Annotated in this window: 16 protein-coding genes and 1 pseudogene; 9 read left to right on the forward strand and 8 right to left on the reverse strand. The window is 60.8% G+C overall.

Going from position 1 to position 22924, the window contains the following annotated elements:
* Nucleotides 1–36: 36 nt before the first annotated feature.
* The 3 genes from ACTG2G_RS23150 (at nt 37) to ACTG2G_RS23160 (ending at nt 3001) form a co-directional block, all read left to right on the forward strand.
* Entirely contained in the window at nt 37–1269 is a 1233-nt protein-coding gene (locus ACTG2G_RS23150) for an NAD(P)/FAD-dependent oxidoreductase (RefSeq protein ID WP_439985881.1), read from the forward strand.
* A gap of 380 nt (nt 1270–1649) precedes the next feature.
* A complete protein-coding gene (locus tag ACTG2G_RS23155) occupies nt 1650–2054 on the forward strand; it encodes a hypothetical protein (protein ID WP_068976643.1) in 405 nt (134 codons plus the stop codon).
* Between the two features lie 218 nt (nt 2055–2272).
* On the forward strand, nt 2273–3001 hold the full coding sequence (locus tag ACTG2G_RS23160; protein WP_005338018.1) for an MgtC/SapB family protein: 729 nt from the start codon (nt 2273–2275) through the stop codon (nt 2999–3001).
* 90 nt (nt 3002–3091) lie between these two features.
* Here the strand turns inward: ACTG2G_RS23160 and ACTG2G_RS23165 are convergent, their stop codons facing one another.
* From ACTG2G_RS23165 to grpE, 8 genes are all read right to left on the reverse strand, one after another.
* Nucleotides 3092–4102, reverse strand: coding sequence for a substrate-binding domain-containing protein (locus tag ACTG2G_RS23165; RefSeq protein WP_139740684.1), 1011 nt, complete (start codon nt 4100–4102; stop codon nt 3092–3094).
* A 27-nt stretch (nt 4103–4129) separates the two neighbouring features.
* The gene (locus tag ACTG2G_RS23170) at nt 4130–5545 is read right to left on the reverse strand and encodes a glycoside hydrolase family 32 protein (RefSeq protein WP_335836710.1); all 1416 of its coding nucleotides are present in this window, start codon (nt 5543–5545) and stop codon (nt 4130–4132) included.
* Entirely contained in the window at nt 5545–6909 is a 1365-nt protein-coding gene (locus tag ACTG2G_RS23175) for a sucrose-specific PTS transporter subunit IIBC (protein WP_043818633.1), read from the reverse strand. The genes ACTG2G_RS23170 and ACTG2G_RS23175 overlap by 1 nt, the downstream gene beginning before the upstream one ends.
* 83 nt (nt 6910–6992) lie before the next feature.
* Nucleotides 6993–7949 carry an aminoimidazole riboside kinase gene (locus ACTG2G_RS23180; RefSeq protein WP_439985882.1) on the reverse strand — a complete coding sequence of 319 codons (957 nt, stop codon included), beginning with the start codon at nt 7947–7949 and terminating at the stop codon, nt 6993–6995.
* A gap of 115 nt (nt 7950–8064) precedes the next feature.
* A complete protein-coding gene (locus ACTG2G_RS23185; protein ID WP_439985883.1) occupies nt 8065–9570 on the reverse strand; it encodes a carbohydrate porin in 1506 nt (501 codons plus the stop codon).
* A gap of 264 nt (nt 9571–9834) precedes the next feature.
* A complete protein-coding gene (dnaJ, locus tag ACTG2G_RS23190) occupies nt 9835–10977 on the reverse strand; it encodes a molecular chaperone DnaJ (protein WP_005338032.1) in 1143 nt (380 codons plus the stop codon).
* A gap of 101 nt (nt 10978–11078) precedes the next feature.
* Nucleotides 11079–13007, reverse strand: coding sequence for a molecular chaperone DnaK (dnaK, locus tag ACTG2G_RS23195; RefSeq protein WP_042053028.1), 1929 nt, complete (start codon nt 13005–13007; stop codon nt 11079–11081).
* Between the two features lie 297 nt (nt 13008–13304).
* Nucleotides 13305–13880, reverse strand: a complete 576-nt coding sequence (grpE, locus tag ACTG2G_RS23200; protein WP_005338036.1) for a nucleotide exchange factor GrpE — start codon at nt 13878–13880, stop codon at nt 13305–13307.
* A gap of 291 nt (nt 13881–14171) precedes the next feature.
* Between grpE and nadK the strand changes: the two genes are divergently transcribed.
* The 6 genes and pseudogenes from nadK (at nt 14172) to ACTG2G_RS23230 (ending at nt 22924) form a co-directional block, all read left to right on the forward strand.
* Nucleotides 14172–15056, forward strand: a complete 885-nt coding sequence (nadK, locus tag ACTG2G_RS23205; protein WP_005338038.1) for an NAD(+) kinase — start codon at nt 14172–14174, stop codon at nt 15054–15056.
* A 250-nt stretch (nt 15057–15306) separates the two neighbouring features.
* A complete protein-coding gene (gene recN / locus ACTG2G_RS23210; protein ID WP_323894190.1) occupies nt 15307–16971 on the forward strand; it encodes a DNA repair protein RecN in 1665 nt (554 codons plus the stop codon).
* A gap of 377 nt (nt 16972–17348) precedes the next feature.
* The gene (locus ACTG2G_RS23215; protein ID WP_439985884.1) at nt 17349–18239 is read left to right on the forward strand and encodes a manganese-dependent inorganic pyrophosphatase; all 891 of its coding nucleotides are present in this window, start codon (nt 17349–17351) and stop codon (nt 18237–18239) included.
* A gap of 281 nt (nt 18240–18520) precedes the next feature.
* Nucleotides 18521–19639 carry an RNA-guided endonuclease InsQ/TnpB family protein gene (locus tag ACTG2G_RS23220; protein WP_064341455.1) on the forward strand — a complete coding sequence of 373 codons (1119 nt, stop codon included), beginning with the start codon at nt 18521–18523 and terminating at the stop codon, nt 19637–19639.
* A gap of 152 nt (nt 19640–19791) precedes the next feature.
* Nucleotides 19792–20955 carry a macrolide transporter subunit MacA gene (gene macA, locus ACTG2G_RS23225; protein WP_064341454.1) on the forward strand — a complete coding sequence of 388 codons (1164 nt, stop codon included), beginning with the start codon at nt 19792–19794 and terminating at the stop codon, nt 20953–20955.
* A pseudogene (locus ACTG2G_RS23230) lies at nt 20952–22924 on the forward strand (MacB family efflux pump subunit). The gene macA and the pseudogene ACTG2G_RS23230 overlap by 4 nt, the downstream one beginning before the upstream one ends.

The following is a 22924-nucleotide window of genomic DNA, read 5'->3' on the forward strand; positions in this document are numbered from 1 at the left end:
GGCAACGGTAATCGTCATCGGCGCGGGTCTGGGGGCATGTCTGCCGCCTACGAACTCAAGGCCGAACTGGGCAAGCAGCATGAGGTGATCCTCATCAATGACAAGCCGAACTTTGAATTCACCCCCTCCAACCCCTGGATTGCCGTCCAGTGGCGGGAGCGCAAGGAGACCTCGATCCCCATCGAACCCCATGTGAAGAAAAAGGGGATCCGCTTTATCCATGCCGCCCTGACCGAGCTGCAACCGGCGGCGCAGCAGCTCACCCTCTCCGATGGCCAGACCCTGCGTTACGACTTTCTGGCGATCTGTACCGGTCCGGCCCTCGCCTTTGACGAGGTGGCAGGGGCTGGCCCCGAATCCGGTGGCACCACCAGCGTCTGTACCCTCTCCCACGCCGAAGAGTGCCGCCACAGTGTCAGTGCCCTGGTCGATGAGCCCGGCCCTGTGATTGTCGGCGCCATGCCGGGCGCCTCCTGCTTCGGTCCCGCCTACGAGTACGCATTCATCCTCGATCGCCACCTGCGCGACAAGAAGGTGAGAAAAAATGTGCCCATGACCTTTGTCACCAGCGAGCCCTACATCGGCCATCTGGGTCTCAACGGCGTGGGTGACTCCAAGGGGATGCTGGAGAGCGAATTGCGGATGCGCGACGTGCAGTGGATCTGCAATGCCCGCACCGTGGCGGCGCAAGATGGCCAGATGACGGTGGAGGAGCTGGACGATGAGGGCAACATCAAGCGCACCCACACCCTGTCCTACAAACACGCCATGATGCTGCCCGCCTTTGTCGGCATTGCGCCGCTGCGGGGCATCGAGGGGCTGGTCAATCCCCGCGGCTTTGTCATCGTCGACGAACACCAGCGCAATCCCGCCTTCCCGCAGATTTACGCCGCCGGGGTCTGCATCGCCATTGCCCCGCCGCACAAGACGCCGGTACCAACCGGGGTGCCCAAGACCGGCTATATGATTGAGGCGATGGTGCGCACCCTGAGCCACAACATCAAGGCGGAGCTCAGCGGCCAACCGCCGGTGACCAAGGCAGTATGGAATGCCATCTGTCTGGCGGACATGGGGGACACAGGTGCCGCTTTCGTCGCCATGCCGCAGATCCCGCCGCGCAACGTCGCCTGGTTCAAGAAAGGAAAGTGGGTCCATCTGGCCAAGATCGCCTTCGAGAAATACTTCCTGCACAAGATGCAGGTGGGCGATACCGAGCCCATCTACGAGAAACTGATGCTCAAATACCTTGGCATCGACAAGACCGAATGACCCCGCAGACCCGGCCCTCGCCGGGTCTCTTTTTACGGCCCTGCGCGGCAAAACGGGGCTTTCGATTATGTTTCAAGATGTTGCTGCGGGCGGTGCGGGGTTTACCCTGCCTGCCGCCTCGGCTATCATTCGAGCCTCTTATCAATAGCGGAGACCATCAGTGGGCAACTCATCAAGTGACAGTTGTAGACCGACCCTCATCGTCGGTACCAAGGTCGCGAGCTAGCCGCAGGTCTTTCTCTGCCGCATGCTCGCAACCCTGCGAGAAGCGGAAATCCACTCCCCTCTTCTCCCTTTTTACACTTGACGTCTGACAACCAGTGGCCAACCGCCACGGTCGCCATGCCTGCATAGTTTCTGCTTCCCACAAGGAGGCTGCTATGCGTTTTATCTCAATCAAACCGGCTGCGGATCGCGCGGTCGCAACAGGTTCTGTTGCTACCCGTGCTCACCCCCTGTTGAGCCGGCTCGGCCGTGGCATGTTGCCACGCTGGCTGGGCGGCAAAGCGCGCCTGCACCACTACCGGCTGCAGATCCGCTGTGAGGATCGCGCCGATATGGAACAGGTGCTGGATATGGTGAACCACACGTTGCAACCGGCGGGGCTGCAACCGATGCAATCGATGAAGCCGGGTCGCGGCGGCGGGCGAGAGCTGGTGCTCAACCTGCAGTGCACCCCGCCCCAGCGACGCTATCTGGTGCAGTTTGTTCATCAGGTCGGGGTGGCACATCCGGTGCGCTGGCAACTGCGCCCGCGCATCGACTGCGATCCCGAACTCAACTGACCGCACACCTGCGTTAACCACAGTGAAAGGGGCCAGCCACGCTGGCCCCGCTTGTTGCGTCCTCTCCGAGCGTCAGGGCATCTGATGGTGCTCGCGCCCCGGGACGCCGCGTTTTTGTTTGTCTGCTGGCCATCCGCGCAATCATCCCCTGATCCATCCGCCTCCCGGCGTTTCATCGTGGATTGCACCAAACCAGCACTTATCAGAAGGAGTACGCCATGAAGATGTGGCAACAAATTGACATGATCTCCCTGCTCGACACCCTGGCCAGCCTGTTGCTCGCCTTTGTGCTCGGCAGTCTGGTCGGGCTGGAGCGCCAGTACCGCCAACGTACCGCGGGCCTGCGCACCAACGTGCTGGTCGCCGTAGGGGCCGCCCTGTTCGTCAGTCTGGCCCAGCGTATCTATGACTTGCACGGCGGCAACTACAACGTGGTCCATGTGGTGGCCTATATCGTCTCCGGCATCGGCTTTCTCGGCGCCGGCGTCATCATGCGCGAGTCGGGCAATATCCGCGGCATCAACACCGCAGCCACCCTCTGGGGCGTAGCAGCGGTCGGCGCCGCCTGTGGCGCCGGGCTCGCCATGGAGGCAATTCTGGGCGCCCTGTTCGTGCTGGCCGCCAACACCCTGCTGCGACCGCTTGTCAATCAGATCAACCGCCGCCCGGTGGACAATACCGACACAGAAGTGACCTACAAGGTGACGGCCCTGACCCAGCGTGAACATCAAAAAGAGGTGCTGCACTGGCTCGAGGAGATGCTGGAGCAGGCCAACTACCCCTTGAGCGAACTCGATATCGAGCCGTTTGGCGAGGGGGATCTGGAGATCTCGGCGGTGCTGCTGGCTACCTCCATCGATGGCGACGAGCTGGATGCCCTGATGCAAAAGCTGGCCATCCACCCCCATATCAAGCAGGTGTTCTGGCGCACCAGTACCACCGACTGAGCTGCAGGTCAGAGGAACGAGCCACCCGCCAACAGCAAAAAGCCCCGCCAGCAATGGCGGGGCTTTCTCATATGGATGGGCGAAGAGTCGCTAGCGGCGACTGCGCCAGCGCACCCTGGGGGTGATCACCTGGGCGGTCTGTGCGGGAGGATTGCCCGCAATCAGTTGCTGCATCAGCTCGAAAGCGGCGAGGGCCAGCGCCGGACAATCCTGCGCCACCGAGTCGATGCGCATGGGAATGCAGTCGAGCAGGTCGTGATCATCGAAGGTGCACAGCCGCATGCCCGTCTCCATCAACCCCGCCTCGTTGAGGTAGCGCAGTACCCCTTCCAGCAGGGTAAAGGAGGCGGTAAAGAGCCCCCTAGGGGGCGCTCCCAGCTCGGCCACCAGCTCGGCCATCAGTTGATAACCGGAGCTCGGCTGATAGTCGCGATGACGCACCCGGGCGGCATCGGCTTCAAAACCGGCGCGATGGAGCCCCAGCTCATAGCCCGCAAGCCGGTGACGGCTGGGGGAGAGATCCAGCAGGCCGCCGAAGTAGTAGATCTGCTCGCCGCACTCGCTGGCCATGTCCCGCACCAGCTCTGCGGTCGCCTTGCAGGCATCGGAGATCACCATGGGCAGGCGCGACTCGCCGATATGGCGGTCGAGCTGCACCACCGGCAGGCGGTCGTGGATGCGGGCATAGATGTCATCGCTGTGGCCGCTGGAGGCGACAATCAGCCCATCCACCTGGCGGCTGATGAGGTTGTCCACCACCCGCTGCTCGAGGGCGGGATCATCCTCGGAGCAGGCGATCAGCAACTGGATGCCCGCCTCCCGGCAGTGGGCCTCAAGGGCGCGGGCGATGCGGGCAAAACCGAAGTTGGTGAGATCGGGGATCACCAACCCCCAGGTGTAGCTGCGGGTCTCGCGCAGGGAGCGGGCATGAAAGCTCGGCAGGTAGTGACACTCCTCCGCCACCGCCTGAATGCGCTTGCGGGTATCGTCGGCAATGCGGTACTCCGCACTCTTCCCGTTGAGCACCAGACTGGCGGTCGCCTTGGACACCCCCGCCAGTTCGGCGATCTGGGCAATCGTGATCCGTTTCTTCTTCTCCACCTGGCCTCCCGGCTGACTAGAACCGGGCTATTGTACTAGGCATGCCGACAGCGGCCAGTGATTGAGGCAAATTTTGCAGCCATCATCGCCGTTGCCTGATGATAGTTGCGGCTTCTCCCCGGGGAAGTAGCGCGCCGACAGGCTGTGTCGCCCCTCATCGATGAAACACTCCAGACTGGAGCGATCGCACAGCACGGTGATCCGCCCGCCATCCCATGGGCTGCTGCGGGTCTCCCACGCTCCGCTCTGCCAGTTCTGGCGCCGCAAGGTGAGGCGCCCCGGCTGCCACACCAACTCGGCCACGGCACCGAACCAGAGGCTCCCCTCACCACACAGGTCCAGATCGAGCCAGGCCGAGTCGATGGCCAGCCCCGGAAATTCGCCAAGCGTCCCCTCGAAACGGGTCAACTCTCCCTTCAATGCCGCGAGCTCGGCCACCGGCCGCTGGCAGAGCCACTCATCCTGCCAGAACAGCTCCCGCGGGCAGCTCATCTGGTGGAGCCAGCCGTGAGCGATCGTAGGCTGACTCATCTCGTTCTCCTCCGGCAGCCCCAGCCAACCGAACAGGAGGCGGCGACCCTGAGTGTCCAGGGTAGTTTGCGGCGCATAGAACTCGAAGCCCCGATCCAGCTCGTGGAAAGCCCCGTGCTCGAAGCGCTCGCCGTCGAAGTTGCCCGCCAGCCAGCCGCACTGGTAGAGGTTGCGATAATCCTCGCCTGCCGGGGCAATCCCCTGCGGGCAGCTGATCAGCACATGGAGCTCCCCCAACGGGAAGAGATCCGGGCACTCCCACATATAGCCAAACTCACCCAGCCCCCCTCGCCCGCTACCGGCGATGGGGCCCACCCGCTGCCAGCTTTGCAGGGTGTCGCCGCGATAGAGCAGCACTTCCCCCTTGTCATCCAGGGTGCGCGCGCCCAGCACCATCAGCCACTGCAGGCCGTCGTGCCACACCTTGGGGTCGCGCACGTGGCCGCTGTAGCCTGCGGGCAGGTCCAGAACGGGCCCCAGCTTCTCGAAGCCCCCCTCAGTGTCGGCGCGGGCCAGACACTGATAGGCGGTGCGGCTGCCATCCGGGTATTTGACATTGCCGGTGTAGATAAGGGTCAAACGCCCCTGCTCATCGCTCACCGCCGAGCCCGAATAGCAGCCGTGGCTCTCATAGGCTTCGGTGGGCAAGAGCGCCACCGGCTCGTGGTGCCAATGCAGCAGATCGGTGGAGGTGACATGGCCCCAACCCTTGTTGCGGTGCTCGCAGCCCAGCGGATTCCACTGGTAGAAAAGGTGGTAGCGCCCGTCGTGCTCGATAAAGCCGTTGGGATCGTTAAGCAGCCCCACCGGGGCTGCCAGATGCCAGCGGGGCCGATGGGGATCGGCCGCCGCCTTGAGCTGTCCGGCCAGCAGCGACCGGACAATCTGGTTGAGAAGATCGCTTTCCTTCATCACTCCACCTTGTACTTGAGCAGGTAGGATGCAGCGAAGGCGGCGCCAAAGGCGATCACCAGCCCGATGATGTAGTGAATAAGGCTCATGGGCTGGACGATGGCCATGCCGGGAATACCGGTCAGCCCCACCGCCGTCATCCCCACCTTGGCCGCCACCACGTAGGCGCCGCCGCAGGCCCCGCCAAACAGACCGGCGAGAAAGGGTTTGATGTAACGCAGGTTGACCCCGAAGATCGCCGCTTCCGTGATACCCAGCAGGCAGGACATGGCCGCCGGCACGGTAATGGCCTTGATCTTCACATCGCGGGTCTTGAAATAGACCGCGAGGCAAGCCCCGCCCTGTGCCACGTTGGCCATGGCCCAGATGGGCAGCAGGAAGTTGACGCCAATTTGCGGATTGGCCAGCAGCCCCGCCTCGATGGCGTGGAAGCTGTGATGGATGCCGGTGATGACGATAAGCGAGTAAGTGCCGCCAAATACCAGCCCCGCCAGCCAGCCCGCCTGCTCATAGAGGGCGCTCAGACCGAACGAGATGCCATCCCCCAGCACCCGACCCGCCGGGCCGATAAAGAGCAGCGCCACGAAACCGGTGATGATGACGGTGAGGAACGGCGTGAGGATCAGATCCAGCGCATCCGGAATGCGCTTGCGCAGCTGTTTCTCCAGATGGGACATAAACCAGACAGCCAACAGTACCGGGAAGACGGTGCCCTGATAGCCGATCATCGCCACATCGAGCCCGAAGAAATCCATGGTCTTGAAGCCACCGGCCACGCCCCAGGCGTTAGTCAACGCCGGGTGGGTGAGGATGCCGCCAAGAGTCGCCCCGAGGTACGGATTGCCACCAAACTCCCGCGCTGCCGTAAAGCCGATCAGAATGGGCAATATGATAAAGGCCGCCGAGCTGAACATGTCGAGCATCACAAACAGGGCGCTGTCGGCATTGGCCCAGCCGTAGGTGCGCACCATGCCGAGCAGCCCCATCAGCAGACCTGAGGCGACGATGGCCGGAATGATCGGCACGAAGATGTTGGAGAGGGTTCGCGCCAACCGCTGGGCCACGTTGAGCTTGGCCGCCGCCATGTCGGTCAGCTCCGCCTTGCTGGCGGTGCCGGTACCGGTCAGCGCCACAAACTCCGCATAGACCTTGTTGACCAGACCGGTGCCGAAGATCACCTGAATTTGGCCCGCGTTGCTAAAGCACCCCTTGACCCCCTCCAGCTTGTCGATGGCGGCCTTGTTTACCTTGCTGTCATCGGCCAGCACCAACCGCAGCCGGGTGGCGCAGTGGGCTGCGCTGACGATATTCTCCTTGCCCCCGAGCAGGGGCACCAGATCCTTGGCTATCGCACTGATATTCATATTCTTCCTCTTATGACCCGCCACGCTGGCGGGCCCTTGTCACATGAGAGTAGGGGCTGTCGAGCCGGGCTTCTAGCCGTAGCTCAACAGCCGCTTGCGTCTGATCGCAAAAAGGCATCCAGTTCGGAGCGGGTCGGCAGCGCCGTCATCGCCCCCTTGGCGGTGGTGGCGAGCGCCCCGCAGCCGTGGGCCTGAGCCAGGATGGCGGGTAGCTCAGCCAGAGTCGGCAGCGACGAGCGCCCGGCCAGCGCCGCCAGCAGACCGGCGACGAAGGCATCCCCCGCCCCCGTGGTGTCGATGGGCGTCACTTTCTGCCCCACCCACTCCAGCAACTCGCCATCAAGGCGAGCCACTACCCCGGCCGCCCCTCTGGTCACCAGCACCAGCGCCGGGCCAGAGAGAGTTGCAAGCCCGGAGACCAGTTCATCCTCGCCACTCAGCAGTTGCAGCTCCTCGATGGAGAGCTTGACCACATCCGCCCGCCCGATGGCCTGACGTACCAGCGGCAGCATCTCGGCGGGGTTGCCCCACACCTCGGGGCGCAGGTTGGGGTCGAAACAGACCCGCCCGCCTGCCGCCTTGATGGCCGCCATGGCCTGCAGGCAGCTGGTGCGCACCGGCTCGTTGGCGAGCGCGATGGAGCAAGTGAGCAGCCACTGACCGGCGTCGAAGCGGGGCAACTCATTTGGGGTGAGGAACTGGTCGGCGCTGGGACGCACCATAAAGGTGAAGCTGCGCTCCCCCTCGTCATCCAGTTCTACCAGCACGGTAGAGGTGCGATGGTCAGGATCGAGCCGCAGCGCACCGATATCCACCCCCTCCCCACTCAGGGTGTCGGCCATAAAGCGGCCGAACGGATCGGCGCCGACCCGGCCGATAAAGGCCGCATCGCCACCCAGCCGTGCCACACCAACCGCCACATTGGCGGGCGCGCCACCCGGACACTTGAGGTAGTGCAACGCCCCTTCCGGGATCAAGTCCACCACCGCATCCCCCATTACCCACACACGATTCGTCACCTTGCTACTCCACTGCTGCATCGGATCCACGGTCAAACCCGAACTCTGTTCTGTTGGCTGGCATTATCAGCTAAACCGTTTTAGCCAACCAATAGATCTCGGCACCGACTGCCATTTTTGTGATCGGGATAACGAACTAGAACCAGGTTTCCATCTGTACGCCAAAGTTCCACTCGCCACCGGCGGTGAAGTTGCTCTGGCCCATGGCATCGTCGCTGGCGTAGTTGTCGAGCTCGGAGGACCAGTCCATCCAGCTGGCGAACACCCGCAGTTCGGGCCGTTCGAAGAAGCCGGCGGTCTGCGCCTTGAAGGTGGGGGCGAAGGTGAGCTTGGTGAAGTTGCCATTCACCGCCTGGCGTCCCTTGTAACCCTTGGGATCGAGATCCATGTACTGCCAGGCCGCCTCGTAGACCAGCTCGACGTTCTGGCTCAGCACCTGCGCCACCCGGGTATTGAAGGTAAGCCAGCGGTACTCATCCCCTTTCACGTAGCGATCCTGACTCTGCTCGGCCAGCAGGGCCGGGGCAAAACGCCAGCGCGAGTTGAGATCGGTAGCGCCAAACACGGCGACCCGCACTGCATCGGCGTCCGCCAGCAGCTCGCTGTCAGAGCCCAGCCCCTTGACCTCGGCCCCCAGCCCATGACCGTACAGCACCGCCGCCTTGGCAAAACCGGGGTTGATGCCAAAGAAGCTCTCGCCGTGGTAGGCCAGCAGGGTGTGTGCCCCCTTGTCCGCCGCCTCGCTGCCCGCCCCCTTGTCATTGATGCGGGCGTCATTGTCCTTGGCCGAGAGACCGTTCACCATCCACTGCCAGTTACCGACGCGGTTGTTCATGGTGAGGATGTAGCTCTCGATATCGGAGAGACCGCTGGCGCTGATGTCGCCGTAATCCCGGCCATAGAGAGAGAAGTTGGCCTTCCAGCTGTCGGCCAGCTGCACGTCGTAGACGCCGCCGCCGGTACCGGCCAGGAACACCACGTCGGAATCGAGCCAGTGGATGTCAAAGTTGTCCCGATCAAAGCGCTTGCCCGCCCACAGCACCGCATTCTTGAAAGGGCCGTCGAAGCTCGCCAGATTGCCGATCTCGGCAAACACCTGACGGGTATTGAGGCTCGAATCGCTGGCGGTCCAGTCGTTGCTGGTCTCCACCCCGTCAGCCAGCATCAGCTTGTAGCGGGCCCAGCTGCCATCCTCGAAGGTCTGGGTTTTCAGCAGGTTGGCCTCCATGTAGGTGTCATCCTCGTTGCCAAGGCGACCGACGGCCCCGCCCACCGAACCGGCCGGGGTGATGTAGGGGCCGCCGCGCCCACCGTTGCCATTGCTGTTGACCAGGAGGCCCGAGCGGGCATAGCCGTGAAACTCGAAGCCCTGGGCACCAGCGGTCTTCTCATCCACCTTCTGGCTGCGGTTGTTGGCCACCTGCGCCTGCTCGCTCGCCGCGCTCGCTTTCACTTCCGCCTGACTGGCACGGCTCTCTGCTGCCTCGGCTCTCGCTTCGGCCGCCTGTACCCGCGCCTCCAGCACCGCCAGTCTGGCCTCGACACTTTCACCTGCGACACTCGCCTGCGCCGCCCACAGCGGGCTGCTCATCCCCAATCCCAGCGCTACCGCCAGCGCCAACTTGCTCTTGAACATCATCATCTTCCTCACCTGTCATCTGTGGCCCGGAGGGGCGCTGTTGTTATCGACAGCCAGAGCATAGCTAAACCAGTTTAGCCAACTCAATACGACAACTAAACCGTTTCAGCAACAGTGTGAGCGGGATAACATTTGTACAGCAGGAATTGGCGGGAGTTGTGAGGAGGATCCCTCATCAGGATCCACTCAATAGGGCGGATCCTGGCTAAACGGCGGGCAAAAAAAGAGCCGGCACAAGGCCGGCTCTGTTTATTCGGGTCGCTGAAATCAGCTGGTCAGATCGTCGAAGAAGCGTTTCACCCCTTCGAAGAAGCCTTCCGATTTCGGCTTGTGGGTCTTGGCAGCGGCGCCGCTGAAGGATTCGTCCAGCTGGCGCAACAGCTCTTTCTGCTGCTCGGTGAGGTTGACCGGCGTCTCGATCACCACCTTGCACATCAGATCCCCAACCTGGCCGGAGCGTACTGACTTCACGCCCTTGCCGCGCATGCGGAACATCTTGCCGGTCTGGGTCTCCGGAGTGACCTTGAGCTTGACGCGGCCATCCAGGGTCGGCACTTCGATCTCGCCACCCAGGGCGGCTGCGGTGAAGCTGATGGGCACTTCGCAGTAAAGGTTGTTGCCGTCACGCACGAAGATCTCGTGCTCTTTGACGTGCACCTGTACGTAGAGATCCCCTGCCGGAGCCCCTGCCTCCCCCGCTTCCCCTTCACCGGAGAGACGGATGCGATCGCCGGTATCGACGCCCGCCGGAATTTTCACCGACAGGGTCTTGGTGCGCTGGTAGCGACCTTCACCGTGGCACTTGCGGCACGGATCTTTGATGATCTTGCCGCGACCGTGACAGTGCGGACACGCCTGCTGCACCGCAAAGAAGCCCTGACGCATCTGCACCTGGCCGGAGCCGTGGCAGGTCGGGCAGGTCTGGGCACTGCTGCCGGTGTGGGCACCGGAGCCGTTACAGACTTCACAGTGAACCAGGGTCGGCACCTTGATCTCCTTGGAGACCCCGCGCACCGCCTCTTCCAGCGTCAGCTCCATGGTGTAACGCAGGTCGGAGCCACGGGCCGGGCCACGACGGGCACCACCACGGCCACCGCCGAAGATGTCACCGAATACGTCACCAAACATGTCGGCGAAGTCGGCACCGCCGCCAAAGCCACCGTGGCCACCGCCACCCTGGCTCGGGTCGACACCGGCATGGCCGTACTGGTCGTAACGGGCACGCAGGTTGGCATCGGTCAGGACCTCGTAGGCTTCCTTGACCTCTTTGAACTTCTCTTCGGATGCGGCATCACCCTGATTACGATCCGGGTGATACTTCATGGCCAGGCGCTTGTACGCCTTCTTGATCTCGCGATCGTCGGCATCTTTCGCCACACCCAGTACTTCGTAGAAATCGCGCTTCGACATACTCATCCTGTGGTTACGCAGACGGGCGTTGGTTACCCAACGCCCGTGAATTCATTGACCAAGCCGATGGGCGAAGCGGACTCCGCCCATCTGGGTAGGGCTTACTTCTTGTCGTCTTTCACTTCTTCGAACTCGGCGTCGACTACGTCGTCGTCAGCCTTGGCAGAAGAGGAGGACTGACCGGCATCAGCACCGGCTGCACCCTGGGCCTGAGCCTGCTGCTGGGCAATTTCCATCAGCTTCTGGGACGCTTCCAGCAGAGCCTGCTGTTTGGCTTCGATAGCAGCCTTGTCGTCACCCTTGATGGCAACTTCCAGCTCGCTCAGCGCGGCTTCGATCTTGGTCTTGTCGTCGGCAGGCAGGGCCTCACCGGCTTCGGTGATCTGCTTGCGTACGGAGTGGACCAGACCATCAGCCTGGTTGCGAGCCTGTACCAGCTCTTCAAACTTCTTGTCCTCGGCCGCATTGGCTTCGGCTTCGCGTACCATGCGCTCGATCTCGTCATCAGACAGACCAGAGGAGGCCTGGATGGTGATCTTCTGCTCTTTGTTGGTCTCTTTGTCTTTCGCAGAGACGTGCAGGATACCGTTGGCATCGATGTCGAAGGTCACTTCGATCTGCGGCAGACCGCGCGGTGCCGGACGGATGCCTTCCAGGTTGAACTGGCCCAGAGACTTGTTGTCGCTGGCGCGCTTGCGCTCACCCTGCAGCACGTGAATGGTCACGGCAGACTGGTTGTCTTCGGCTGTGGAGAACACCTGGGACTTCTTGGTCGGGATGGTGGTGTTCTTCTCGATCAGCGCAGTCATCACGCTGCCCATGGTTTCGATACCCAGGGAGAGCGGAGTAACGTCCAGCAGCAGTACGTCGGTCTTGTCACCGGACAGTACGGCACCCTGGATGGCAGCACCCATGGCCACGGCTTCGTCCGGGTTGACGTCTTTACGCGGCTCTTTGCCAAAGAACTCGGCAACGGTCTTCTGAACCAGCGGCATACGGGTCTGACCACCAACCAGGATCACGTCGTCGATCTCGCCAACTGCCAGACCGGAGTCTTTCAGGGCGACACGAACCGGCTCCAGAGAGTCTTTCACCATGTCTTCTACCAGGGATTCCAGCTTGGCGCGGGTCACCTTGATGTTCATGTGCTTCGGACCGGTGGCATCTGCAGTGATGTACGGCAGGTTGACGTCGGTCTGCTGGGCAGAAGAGAGCTCGATCTTGGCTTTCTCGGCGGCATCTTTCAGACGCTGCAGCGCCAGCTGGTCGTTGCGCAGGTCGATGCCCTGCTCACGCTTGAACTCGTCTACCAGGTAGTTGATGACGCGGTTGTCGAAGTCTTCACCACCCAGGTGGGTGTTACCGTTGGTCGCCAGTACTTCGAAGGTGGTTTCGCCTTCCACTTCGTCGATCTCGATAATGGAGATATCGAAAGTACCGCCACCCAGGTCATATACGGCAACCTTGCGCTCACCCTTGACCTTGTTCACGCCGTAAGCGAAAGCCGCAGCAGTCGGCTCGTTGATGATGCGTTTTACATCCAGACCGGCGATGCGACCGGCATCCTTGGTAGCCTGACGCTGGGCGTCGTTGAAGTAGGCCGGAACAGTGATAACAGCTTCGGTTACCGGCTCACCCAGATAGTCTTCGGCGGTCTTCTTCATCTTTTTCAGCACTTCGGCAGAGATCTGCGGCGGTGCCATTTTCTTGCCCTTCACTTCAACCCAGGCGTCGCCGTTGTCAGCTTTGGCGATGGCGTACGGCATGATTTTCAGGTCACGCTGCACTTCTTCATCTTCAAAACGACGACCGATCAGACGCTTGATGGCGAACAGGGTGTTTTTCGGGTTGGTGATGGCCTGACGCTTGGCCGGCTGACCAACCAGGATCTCGCCATCATCGGCATAGGCAATGATGGACGGAGTAGTACGATCGCCTTCTGCGTTCTCGATCACGCGAGCAGTGTCGCCATCCAGAATAGCGACGCAGGAGTTGGTAGTACCCAGGTCAATACCGATGATTTTACCCATTTGACGAATCTCCAAATACTTTGAATAAACTGGCGAGGAACTCGCCTTAATGCGTTAACGGCTAGGTGGGGGCTGCCAATCTGGCTTTCAAGCTCCCGGCATCAAATTTTTTGTGCCGCCGCGGCCTTGCTACCTATATGGGGTCGCCGGACGCAGCTTCAAGCCCCAACCCTAAAAAACCACACCCTTTGTCATGGTTGCGCGGTCACGTTGAGCCGTAAACCGGGCAAGATGAACAGGTGCTGCACTGCGAAACAAAAAGCCCGCCACAGGGCGGGCTCGGGCACCCACAGCCAATCAGTCGACCGCTTTGGCGATCATCACCATGGCCGGACGGATCACCCGACCGTTGAGGTCATAGCCCTTCTGCATTACGGCGATCACGGTGTTCGGCGCCACATCGGCACTCGGTACCATGCTCATCGCCTGATGGGCGTTGGGGTCAAACGGCTGGTTGATCGGGTCGAGCGCTACCAGACCAAACTTGGCCACGCCGCTCTGCATGGATTTGAGGGTCAGCTCGACACCTTCGATCATCGGCTTAAGGGCTTCGTTCTCCTTGTCGGCCAGTTCGATGGCACGCTCAAGGTTGTCCAGCACCGGCAGCAGTTCATTGGCGAACTTCTCCAGAGCGAATTTGTGCGCCTTCTCCACATCCAGCTCGGTACGACGGCGCAGGTTCTCCATCTCGGCGGCGGTACGCAGGGCGCGTTCACGCTCTTCCGCCGCTTTTTGGATGGCGGTTTCCAGCTGCGCTTCCAGTTCGGCAATGCGGGCCTGCTCGGCTGTCACTTCACTGTCTACATCGGTCGGCTCGACTGGCTGGGCTTCCACTTGCTCCATCGCTTCAACCTTTTGCTCTTCGTGGTTCATGACATCTCCAATTCCGGGGTTACTTATGAGGGCCCTGACGTCTGGTTGAGCGACCGGACGACAACAGACCGACTATGTTGGCGCTATTATGGGGATGCATCCCCGGCTTTCAAGGGGTAAAGGGCAATCAGGGTTGCTGAATAGCCGCAACTGTCGGTTTATCCGGGTTACCGCTCACCGTTTAACCTGCAGCCTCAAGGGGATAGCCACCCCCGTCACACGGGAGAGCGTCACAAGCGGAGCAAAGCACTGTATACTGGCCCGCAATACCCATCCCAGATCTGACTGACTATGGATTCTCCGTTCAAAACCATCGCCCTGATTGGCAAACCCCACCATGAGGGGGCCAACCAGACGCTGACCGGCCTGCATCAATACCTGACCGCCCGCGGCTTTCGGGTACTGGTGGAGAGCCGGGTCGCCCAGACCCTGAGCATCCTCGATGAAAACGTGATGGATCTGGTGCAACTGGGCCAGCAGGCCGATCTCGCCATCGTGGTCGGCGGCGACGGCAACATGCTGGGAGCGGCGCGGGTGCTGTCACGCTTCGATGTAGCAGTGATCGGGGTCAACCGGGGTAACCTCGGCTTTCTGACCGATCTCTCGCCGCAGGATTATCTGCTGCCGCTGGAGCAGGTGCTCTCCGGCCACTACAAGAGCGAACACCGCTTCCTGCTGGAAGCCTCGGTCTATCGCCACGGCGAGCGCAAGTCGAGCAATCTGGCGGTCAACGAGGCGGTACTACACCCGGGCAAGATCGCCCATATGATCGAGTTCGAGGTCTATATCGATGGCAGCTTTATGTATAGCCAGCGCTCGGACGGCATCATTGTCGCCACTCCGACCGGCTCAACCGCCTACTCCCTGTCAGCGGGCGGCGCCATCCTCACCCCCAAGCTCAACGCCATCACGCTGGTGCCGATGTTCCCGCATACCCTGAGCAGTCGCCCCATCGTGCTCGATGCCGACAGCGAAGTGCGGCTGCTGGTCTCGCCGGACAATCAGGACGATGCCATGCAGGTGAGCTGTGACGGCCAGGTGACGCTGGCGGTCCACCCGGGGGACGAGATCCTGATCAAGAAGAGTCACCACCAGCTCCATCTGGTTCACCCGCTCGACTACAGCTACTTCCACGTGCTGCGCAACAAACTCGGCTGGGGCAGCAAGCTGTTTTAATCGGCGCTGACCGACAACTGCATTGCCAGAGAGGGCGCCTGAATTGGCGCCCTTCTCTTTTCTGTCGTGGCAACATCCCCTGCCCTCTCATATCCGTACCGCGTGCCAATAGTCAGTACCGCATTCTCATAGCCATACCGCACTGGCGCACCTTTCCTGTACTAAAAATGACGGCGCCCTCTTTACTGTATATAAGACCAGTATATACTGGATGCATACACAGTAATGTTGACCTATACAGGATGAGACCATGCTGACCCAGCTGACCGTCAACAACTTCGCCATCGTCAAGTTTCTCGAACTCGATCTACAACCGGGCATGACCTGCATCACAGGTGAGACCGGCGCCGGTAAATCCATCGCCATCGATGCTCTCGGTCTCTGCCTCGGAGAACGGGCCGAAGCGGGCATGGTGCGACCCGATAGCGACAAAAGCGAGGTCAGCGCCCGCTTCCTGCTGGACAACAACCCGGCCGCCCGCGCCTGGCTCGCCACCAACGAACTGGAAAACGAAGGTGAGTGTATCGTGCGGCGAGTCATCTCCGCCGAGGGCCGCTCACGCAGCTATATCAACGGTGTGCCCGTCCCCCTCACCCAGCTCAAGAATCTGGGCCAGCTGCTGGTCAACGTGCACGGTCAGCATGCCCACCAAATGCTGCTCAAACCCGACTACCAGCTCGCTCTGCTCGACGGTTATGCCGGTCACCATCTGCTGCTCGACGAGGTGCGCCAGCACTATCAGCAGTGGCGCCAACTGCAAAACGAGCTGAACCGGCTCAAAGCCGAGCAGCAGCAGCGGGAGGCCCGTCGCCAACTGATCGAGTATCAGGTGCAGGAGCTGGACGAATTCGCCCTGCAGCCGGGGGAGTTTGAAGAGATAGAGGAGGAGCACCAGCGTCTGGCCAACGGCACAGAACTGATGCAAGAGTGCGGGGCTTGCCTCGATCTGCTCTATGACAACGAAGAGACCACTATCGCAGGGCTGCTGCAATCAGCCGTCGATCGAGCCGAGGGGCTGGTCAGCATGGACAGCCGCCTCACTCCGGTACTAGAGATGTTGAACGAAGCCCTGATCGGGGTGCAGGAGAGTCACAGCGAACTGCGCAGCTATCTCGATCGGCTGGAGCTGGATCCCGAACGTTTCAACGAGCTGGAGGCCCGCCTCTCCAAGGCGATCAATCTGGCCCGCAAGCACCATGTCAAACCGGCAGATCTGGCTCAGTACCATCAGGAGTTGGCCTCTGATCTCGCCCGCCTCAACTCCGATGAGGAGCGATTAGAGGGGATGGAAGATGAGCTGGCCGAGGCCCGTCAGGCGTTTGTCCAGGCCGCCGAAGCCCTGAGTCAGAGCCGTCAGCGTTATGCCGAGGAGCTGGGCGCCAAGGTGACCAGCAGCATGCACGAACTGGCGATGCCTGATGGCCGTTTCGCCATCGAGGTGCGCCCCGACGCCCAGAGCAGCCTCTCTCCGCTGGGTATAGATCGGGTGGAGTTTATGGTCACCACCAACCCGGGCCAACCGATCCAACCGCTTGGCAAGGTGGCCTCAGGCGGTGAACTGTCACGCATCAGCCTCGCCATCGTGGTGATCAGTGCTCGCAAGATCTCAACCCCGACCCTGATTTTCGACGAAGTGGATGTGGGGATCAGCGGCCCGACTGCCGCCGTGGTGGGTCGCCTGCTGCGCCAGCTCGGCGAGTCCACTCAGGTGATGGTGGTCACTCACTTGCCTCAGGTGGCAGGCAACGGACACCAGCATATGGTGGTGAGCAAGCATACCGATGGCAAAACCACCGAAACCCGGATGGATGCACTCGACCAGAATGCCCGCCTCAATGAGCTGGCACGCCTGCTCGGTGGCGACCAGATCACCGACAACACCCTGGCCAATGCTCGCGAGCTGCTGCGCCGTTGAATCAGGCCAAAACGCCGATTTGCAGCGATGGCGACTGACAGGGCTGACCGAACATGCTGACTTCGCAGGCACAGGCGAGCGCCATAGCCTCCACAGTCAGCAATAGCCAATAGCCAATAGCCAATAGCCAATAGCCAATAGCCAATAGCCAATAGCCAATAGCCAATAGCCAATAGCCAATAGCCAATAGCCAATAGCCAATAGCCAATAGCCAACTGTGAGCACCGAACTCGCGTCAGGATTACCGACCCAGATCAATAAAATGGCGAGTTAGGCGAAGCTGGCAGCAACATGGGCGTGGATCCGGTTGCCTTCATGTAGCGGATTTCGCATAGTGTTGCCCCCCTTTATGGGTATCCAATTGTGAGGCTTTGTCTATGATCCACGTTTTTGGTCACAAGAATCCTGATAGCGACAGTATCTGCAGTGCGCTGGTTATCACCGACTGGCTCAATGGCCAGGGCCATCAGGCCACCCCATGGCGTCTGGGTGACCTGCGCACCGAAACCCGTTTTATTCTGGAGCAGGCTGGCGTCAGCGAACCCGAGCTGCTGACCAAAGATCTGACCGGTGAAGATGTCTGGCTGGTGGATTTCAGTGATCTGGAACAGGGCCCTGCCACACTGGCACAAGCCAATGTACTGGGTCTGGTGGATCATCACCGTCTCGGCACTCTGGTCACCCAGTCTCCGCTGGATGCCTGGATCCGTGCCGTCGGCTGCACCTGCACCATCGCCTTCGATCTGCTGAGTCAGCAAGGTACCGTGACCCGCAGCCAGGCTCGCCTGATGCTGGGTGCCATCATGAGCGACACACTCTGTCTCACCTCGCCGACCACCACCGAGCATGACAAGATCGCTTGTGAGCGTCTGGCTCCGCTGGCCGAAGTATCACTGGCCGAGTTCGGCCAACAGCTGCTGATGGCAAAAACCGACCTGAGCGGTCTGACTCCGGCTCAACTGCTGCAGCAGGACGAGAAAGCGTTCCAGGCGGAAGGTTGCAACTTCATCATGAGCCAGATCGAAGTGGGCAGCGAGCAGCAGCTTGCCGAGCAACTGCCAGCCCTGCAGCAGGAGATGGCCCAGCGCGTGGCGAGCGAAGGGCTCGACTTCTTAGTGCTGATGGTCACTGACCTGACGGCTGCCGCCAGCCGCATCTACTTTACCGCGCACCCGAAAGTACCGGCCCAGTCCAGCTACCACCCAGGCTTTGTCAGCCGCAAGAAGCAGGGCCTGCCCTGGGTGATGGATCTGCTGGCCAAGGCCTGATCCTCCCTCACCATCACCTATGCCACAGCCCTGCCCCTGCGCAGGGCTTTTTCATCGCCACCGCCAGCCGCACTCTTGCCCTACCTTGCTGACTCTCTCGCCCACCACTGCGGTCGCTCGCTGACTCCTTTTCGGCGTATTGCCGTTAACGCCATCACTTTGCTTACATATTTGCGGCTGTTATTTATCTGAATGAGCGTAAAACCCCGTCCTTTCAGGGCGGGGATATAAGCGAGGTAAAATATCTTGATATCCCACATTAGCTGCGCAAGCATGTAAGGATGACAAAGCGCGCCTACAAATACCGTTTCTACCCCACCTCTGAACAAGCTACATTGCTTGCTCAGACGTTCGGCTGTACCCGATTTGTCTATAATCACATCCTTCGCTGGCGTACCGATGCCTTCTATCAGCATCAGGAAAAAATCGCTTACACCCAAGCCAACGCCAGATTGACCGCACTCAAGAAAGAGCCCGAATATCTTTGGCTCAATGATGTGTCCAGCGTCCCGCTCCAGCAAGCCTTGCGTCACCAACAGGCGGCATTCAAAAACTTCTTTGAAGGGCGAAACAAGTACCCAACTTTCAAAAGCAAGCACCATAAGCAATCGGCCACTTTGACCGATGCCGCATTTAAGTATCGGGAAGGTCAGCTCTACATGGCAAAGAGCAAGGAGCCGCTGGCTATCCGCTGGAGCCGCCCGCTCCCCTGCGAACCCAGCACCGTTACAATCTCCAAAGACGCAGCTGGCCGATACTTCGTCTCCTGCCTCTGTGATTTCGACCCCGAGGCGCTGCCCATCACACCCAAAATGGTCGGCATTGATCTCGGCATAAAAGACCTATTTGTAACCAGCAATGGAAATAAGGTCGACCATCCCCGTCACACGGCAAAATACGCAACCCTGCTTGCCCGCGCCCAGCGCCGCCTGAGTAAAAAGAAACTCGGCTCCGCCAATCGTGCCAAAGCCAAAGCCAAGGTTGCCCGTATTCACGCCAAAATCTCCGATTGCCGACAGGACAACTTGCACAAGCTGTCCCGCACACTGATTAACGAGAACCAAGTTGTGTGCGTTGAATCCCTCAAGGTGAAGAACATGATCCGCAACCCCAAACTGGCAAAGGCGATAGCCGATGCGAGTTGGGGTGAGTTTGTGCGCCAGCTGTCGTACAAGGGCGAATGGGTGGGGCGCTCGGTGGTTGCCATAGACCAATTTTTCCCCAGCTCAAAACGCTGCTCTTGTTGCGGATACACACTTTCAAAATTGCCGCTGTCAGTGCGTGACTGGGAGTGCCCTGAATGCGGGGAACACCACGACCGTGACCACAATGCGGCCAAGAATATTCTTGCGGCGGGGCTCGCCGTTAAAGCCTGTGGAGAGAATGTCAGTCTGGTGTAACGCATGTTACCTCAGCAGTTCTCGTTGAATCAGGAAACCCGGTTAGGTGACTAATCGGAATCCCCTCCCTTTAGGGAGAGGAGGATGTCAACAGGGCTTTGCTGCAGGATAATCGCCGCGCACAACCTTTTCCGTTTCCATTCAGGTGATCGATGAACATAACCCCCAAGCAGAGAACCCTGGCTATCACCATGCTGATCGCCGTGGTACTCCTCGGCTGGCTGCTCTGGCCCAGTCAACCACCCAAGGCGATGCTGACCGCTCAGGTGACCCGCGAGGATATTGCCCAAACTGTACTGGCCAGTGGTGTGCTGCAGGCCGTGGAGCAGGTGGATGTGGGGGCACAAGTCTCCGGTCAGGTTACCAAGCTGGCCGTCGAGGCTGGTGATCAGGTCAAGCAGGGAGACCTGCTGGCCGAGATCGATCCCCTGATTGCCCAGAACAACCTCAAGACTGCCGAGGCGGAACTTGCCAGCAATCGCGCCCAGCTCAAGATCAAACAGGCGCAACTCAAACAGAACGAGCTCGCCTGGCGGCGCCAGCAACAGATGTTCAAGCAGGAGGCGAGCTCACGGGCCGATCTGGAGAGTGCCGAGGCACTGCTGGCGGTCACCCGCGCCGAACTGCAAAATAGTCAGGCCAATATCGACAACGCCCTGATCAAGGTTGATCGGGCCAAGACCGAGCTGGGCTACACCAAGATCCTGGCGCCGATGGATGGCACCGTCATCAGCATTGTGACCCGTCAGGGCCAGACCCTGGCTGCCAGCCAGACGGTGCCGACCGTGCTCAAGCTTGCCAACCTCGAGACTATGACGGTCAAGGCGCAGATCTCCGAAGCTGATGTCACCAAGGTCAAAGCCTGCATGCCGGTCTACTTCACCCTGATCGGCGATCCGGATACCCGCTATCAGGGTACCCTTCGCGCCGTAGAGTTAGCGCCTACCAACATCAACGATCAGGCCACCACAGGTACCACCACCAGCAATGCGGCTGTCTACTACTACGCCCTGTTCGATGTACCCAATCCCGACCATACCCTGCGGGTCGCAATGACCACCCAGGTGACCATTGTGCTCGGCGAGCGCAAGCAGGTGCTCACTGTGCCGCAAACCGCCCTCGGCAAGTCGTTGGGTGACAACGAGTATGAAGTCACCGTGATCAAGGACGATGAGACAACCGAAACCCGTCATATCAAGACCGGTATGAAGGACGAGATCCGCATTGAGGTGATCAGCGGGCTGAGTGAGAAGGAGGAGGTGCAGCTCAATCACGGAGCCCCCGCCGACAATGATGAGATGGCGGTGATGCTATGAGTGAGCCCCTGAACCAGCTGCCGTTGATCCAGCTGAAAGGGGTCGAGCGACGCTACCAGAGCGGCGACAGCGAAGTCACCGTGCTCCACCCTCTTGATCTCACCATCTCGGCAGGAGAGATGATCGCCATTGTCGGCGCGTCCGGCTCCGGCAAGTCGACCCTGATGAATCTGCTGGGTTGTCTCGATAGCCCGAGCAGCGGCCAGTATCTGTTTCGCGGTCAGGACACCGCCACCATGGATGCGTTGGCGCTGGCCCGCCTGCGCTGCCACCACTTCGGCTTTATCTTTCAGCGCTACCACCTGCTGCCCCATCTCGATGCCGCCGCCAACGTGGAGATCCCGGCCGTCTATGCCGGCACCAGCCGCCCGGATCGCCAGGCGCGCGCGCGTCAGCTGCTGGGCAGACTGGGTCTGGCCGATCGCAGCCACCATACCCCTGCCAACTCTCCGGCGGTCAGCAGCAGCGGGTCAGTATCGCCCGGGCGCTGGCCAATGGCGGCGAAGTGATCCTCGCCGATGAACCGACCGGCGCACTGGATAGCCAGAGCGGCAAGGAGGTGATGGCGATCCTCAAGGAGCTGCACGCTCTGGGCCACACCATCATTCTGGTCACCCACGATATGAACGTGGCCAGCCATGCCGACCGGATCATCACTCTCAAGGATGGTCGGATTGAACAAGATAGCGGCCCCTGCCAAACGGCCGTGTTGGCTCCAGCCACCACCACAGCCCCTCAAAAAATAGTGCCCACTACAGGCGCCATGGGCCACGACTGGGATCGTTATCGGGAAGCGGGACGGATGGCGATGCATGCCATGCTCGCCCACCGGATGCGCACCTTCCTCACCATGCTCGGCATCATCATCGGCATCGCCGCCGTGGTGAGCGTGGTGGCGCTGGGGCAAGGGGCGCGCGCCAAGGTGATCGACCAGATCAATGCGATGGGCACCAACACCATCGAAATCTTCCCGGGCAAGGGATGGGGCGATGAGAAGATGGCCAGCATCCAGACCCTCAACAAGGGGGATCTCGATGCTCTGCTGGGGCAACCCTATCTTGCGGGCGCCAGCCCCGAGATTGGCAGCTCCGGCCAGTTGCGCTATCGCAACAAGACCAACAGCGGCAACGTGACCGGGGTCGGCAACGACTATTTCAAGGTGAAGGGGATGACGCTGGTCAGTGGTCGCTTACTGGAATGGCAAGATATCCAGCAGCGTGCCGCCGTCGCCGTGGTGGACAAGAAGAGCATCACCAGCCTGCTTGGCAAGGAGGAGCCGGTCGGCAAGGTGGTACTGGTCGGCACCTTGCCGGTGCGGATTGTCGGTGTGGTTTCGCAGGAGACCGGCTTCGGCCCCACCAGCCAGTCAGTCAATATCTGGCTGCCCTACAGCGCGGTGATGAGTCGCCTCATCTCGCAGCACCACTTCAGCCAGATCACCATCCGGGTCAAAGACGGGGTACAACCGGCACTGGCCGAGCAGGCGGTGATCGAGCTGATCACCAAGCGCCACGGGGTGAAGGATTTCTTCACCTTCAGCAGCGACAGCATCATCAAATCGGTGGAGAAAACCACGGCAACCATGACCTTGATGGTCTCGGCCATCGCAGTGATCTCGCTGATCGTCGGTGGGGTGGGCGTGATGAACATCATGCTGGTGTCGGTGGTCGAGCGCACCCGCGAGATCGGCATTCGCATGGCCGTGGGCGCCCGCCAGTCGGATATTTTGCAGCAGTTCCTGATTGAAGCTGTGATGGTGAGCCTGCTGGGGGGTATCTTCGGCGTCGGCCTCTCGCTAGGCATTGGTGCGCTCTTTGCACTGCTGGTGGACTCCATCAAGATGCAGTTCTCGCTCTTCTCCATCCTGATGGCCTTTGGCTGCTCGTCACTCATCGGGATCCTGTTTGGTTACCTGCCGGCACGCAATGCGGCGCGGCTCGACCCTGTTGTCGCACTGGCGAGGGAATAA

The organism is Aeromonas sp. 55A (genome assembly GCF_051919665.1).
Lineage (GTDB): Bacteria > Pseudomonadota > Gammaproteobacteria > Enterobacterales > Aeromonadaceae > Aeromonas > Aeromonas veronii.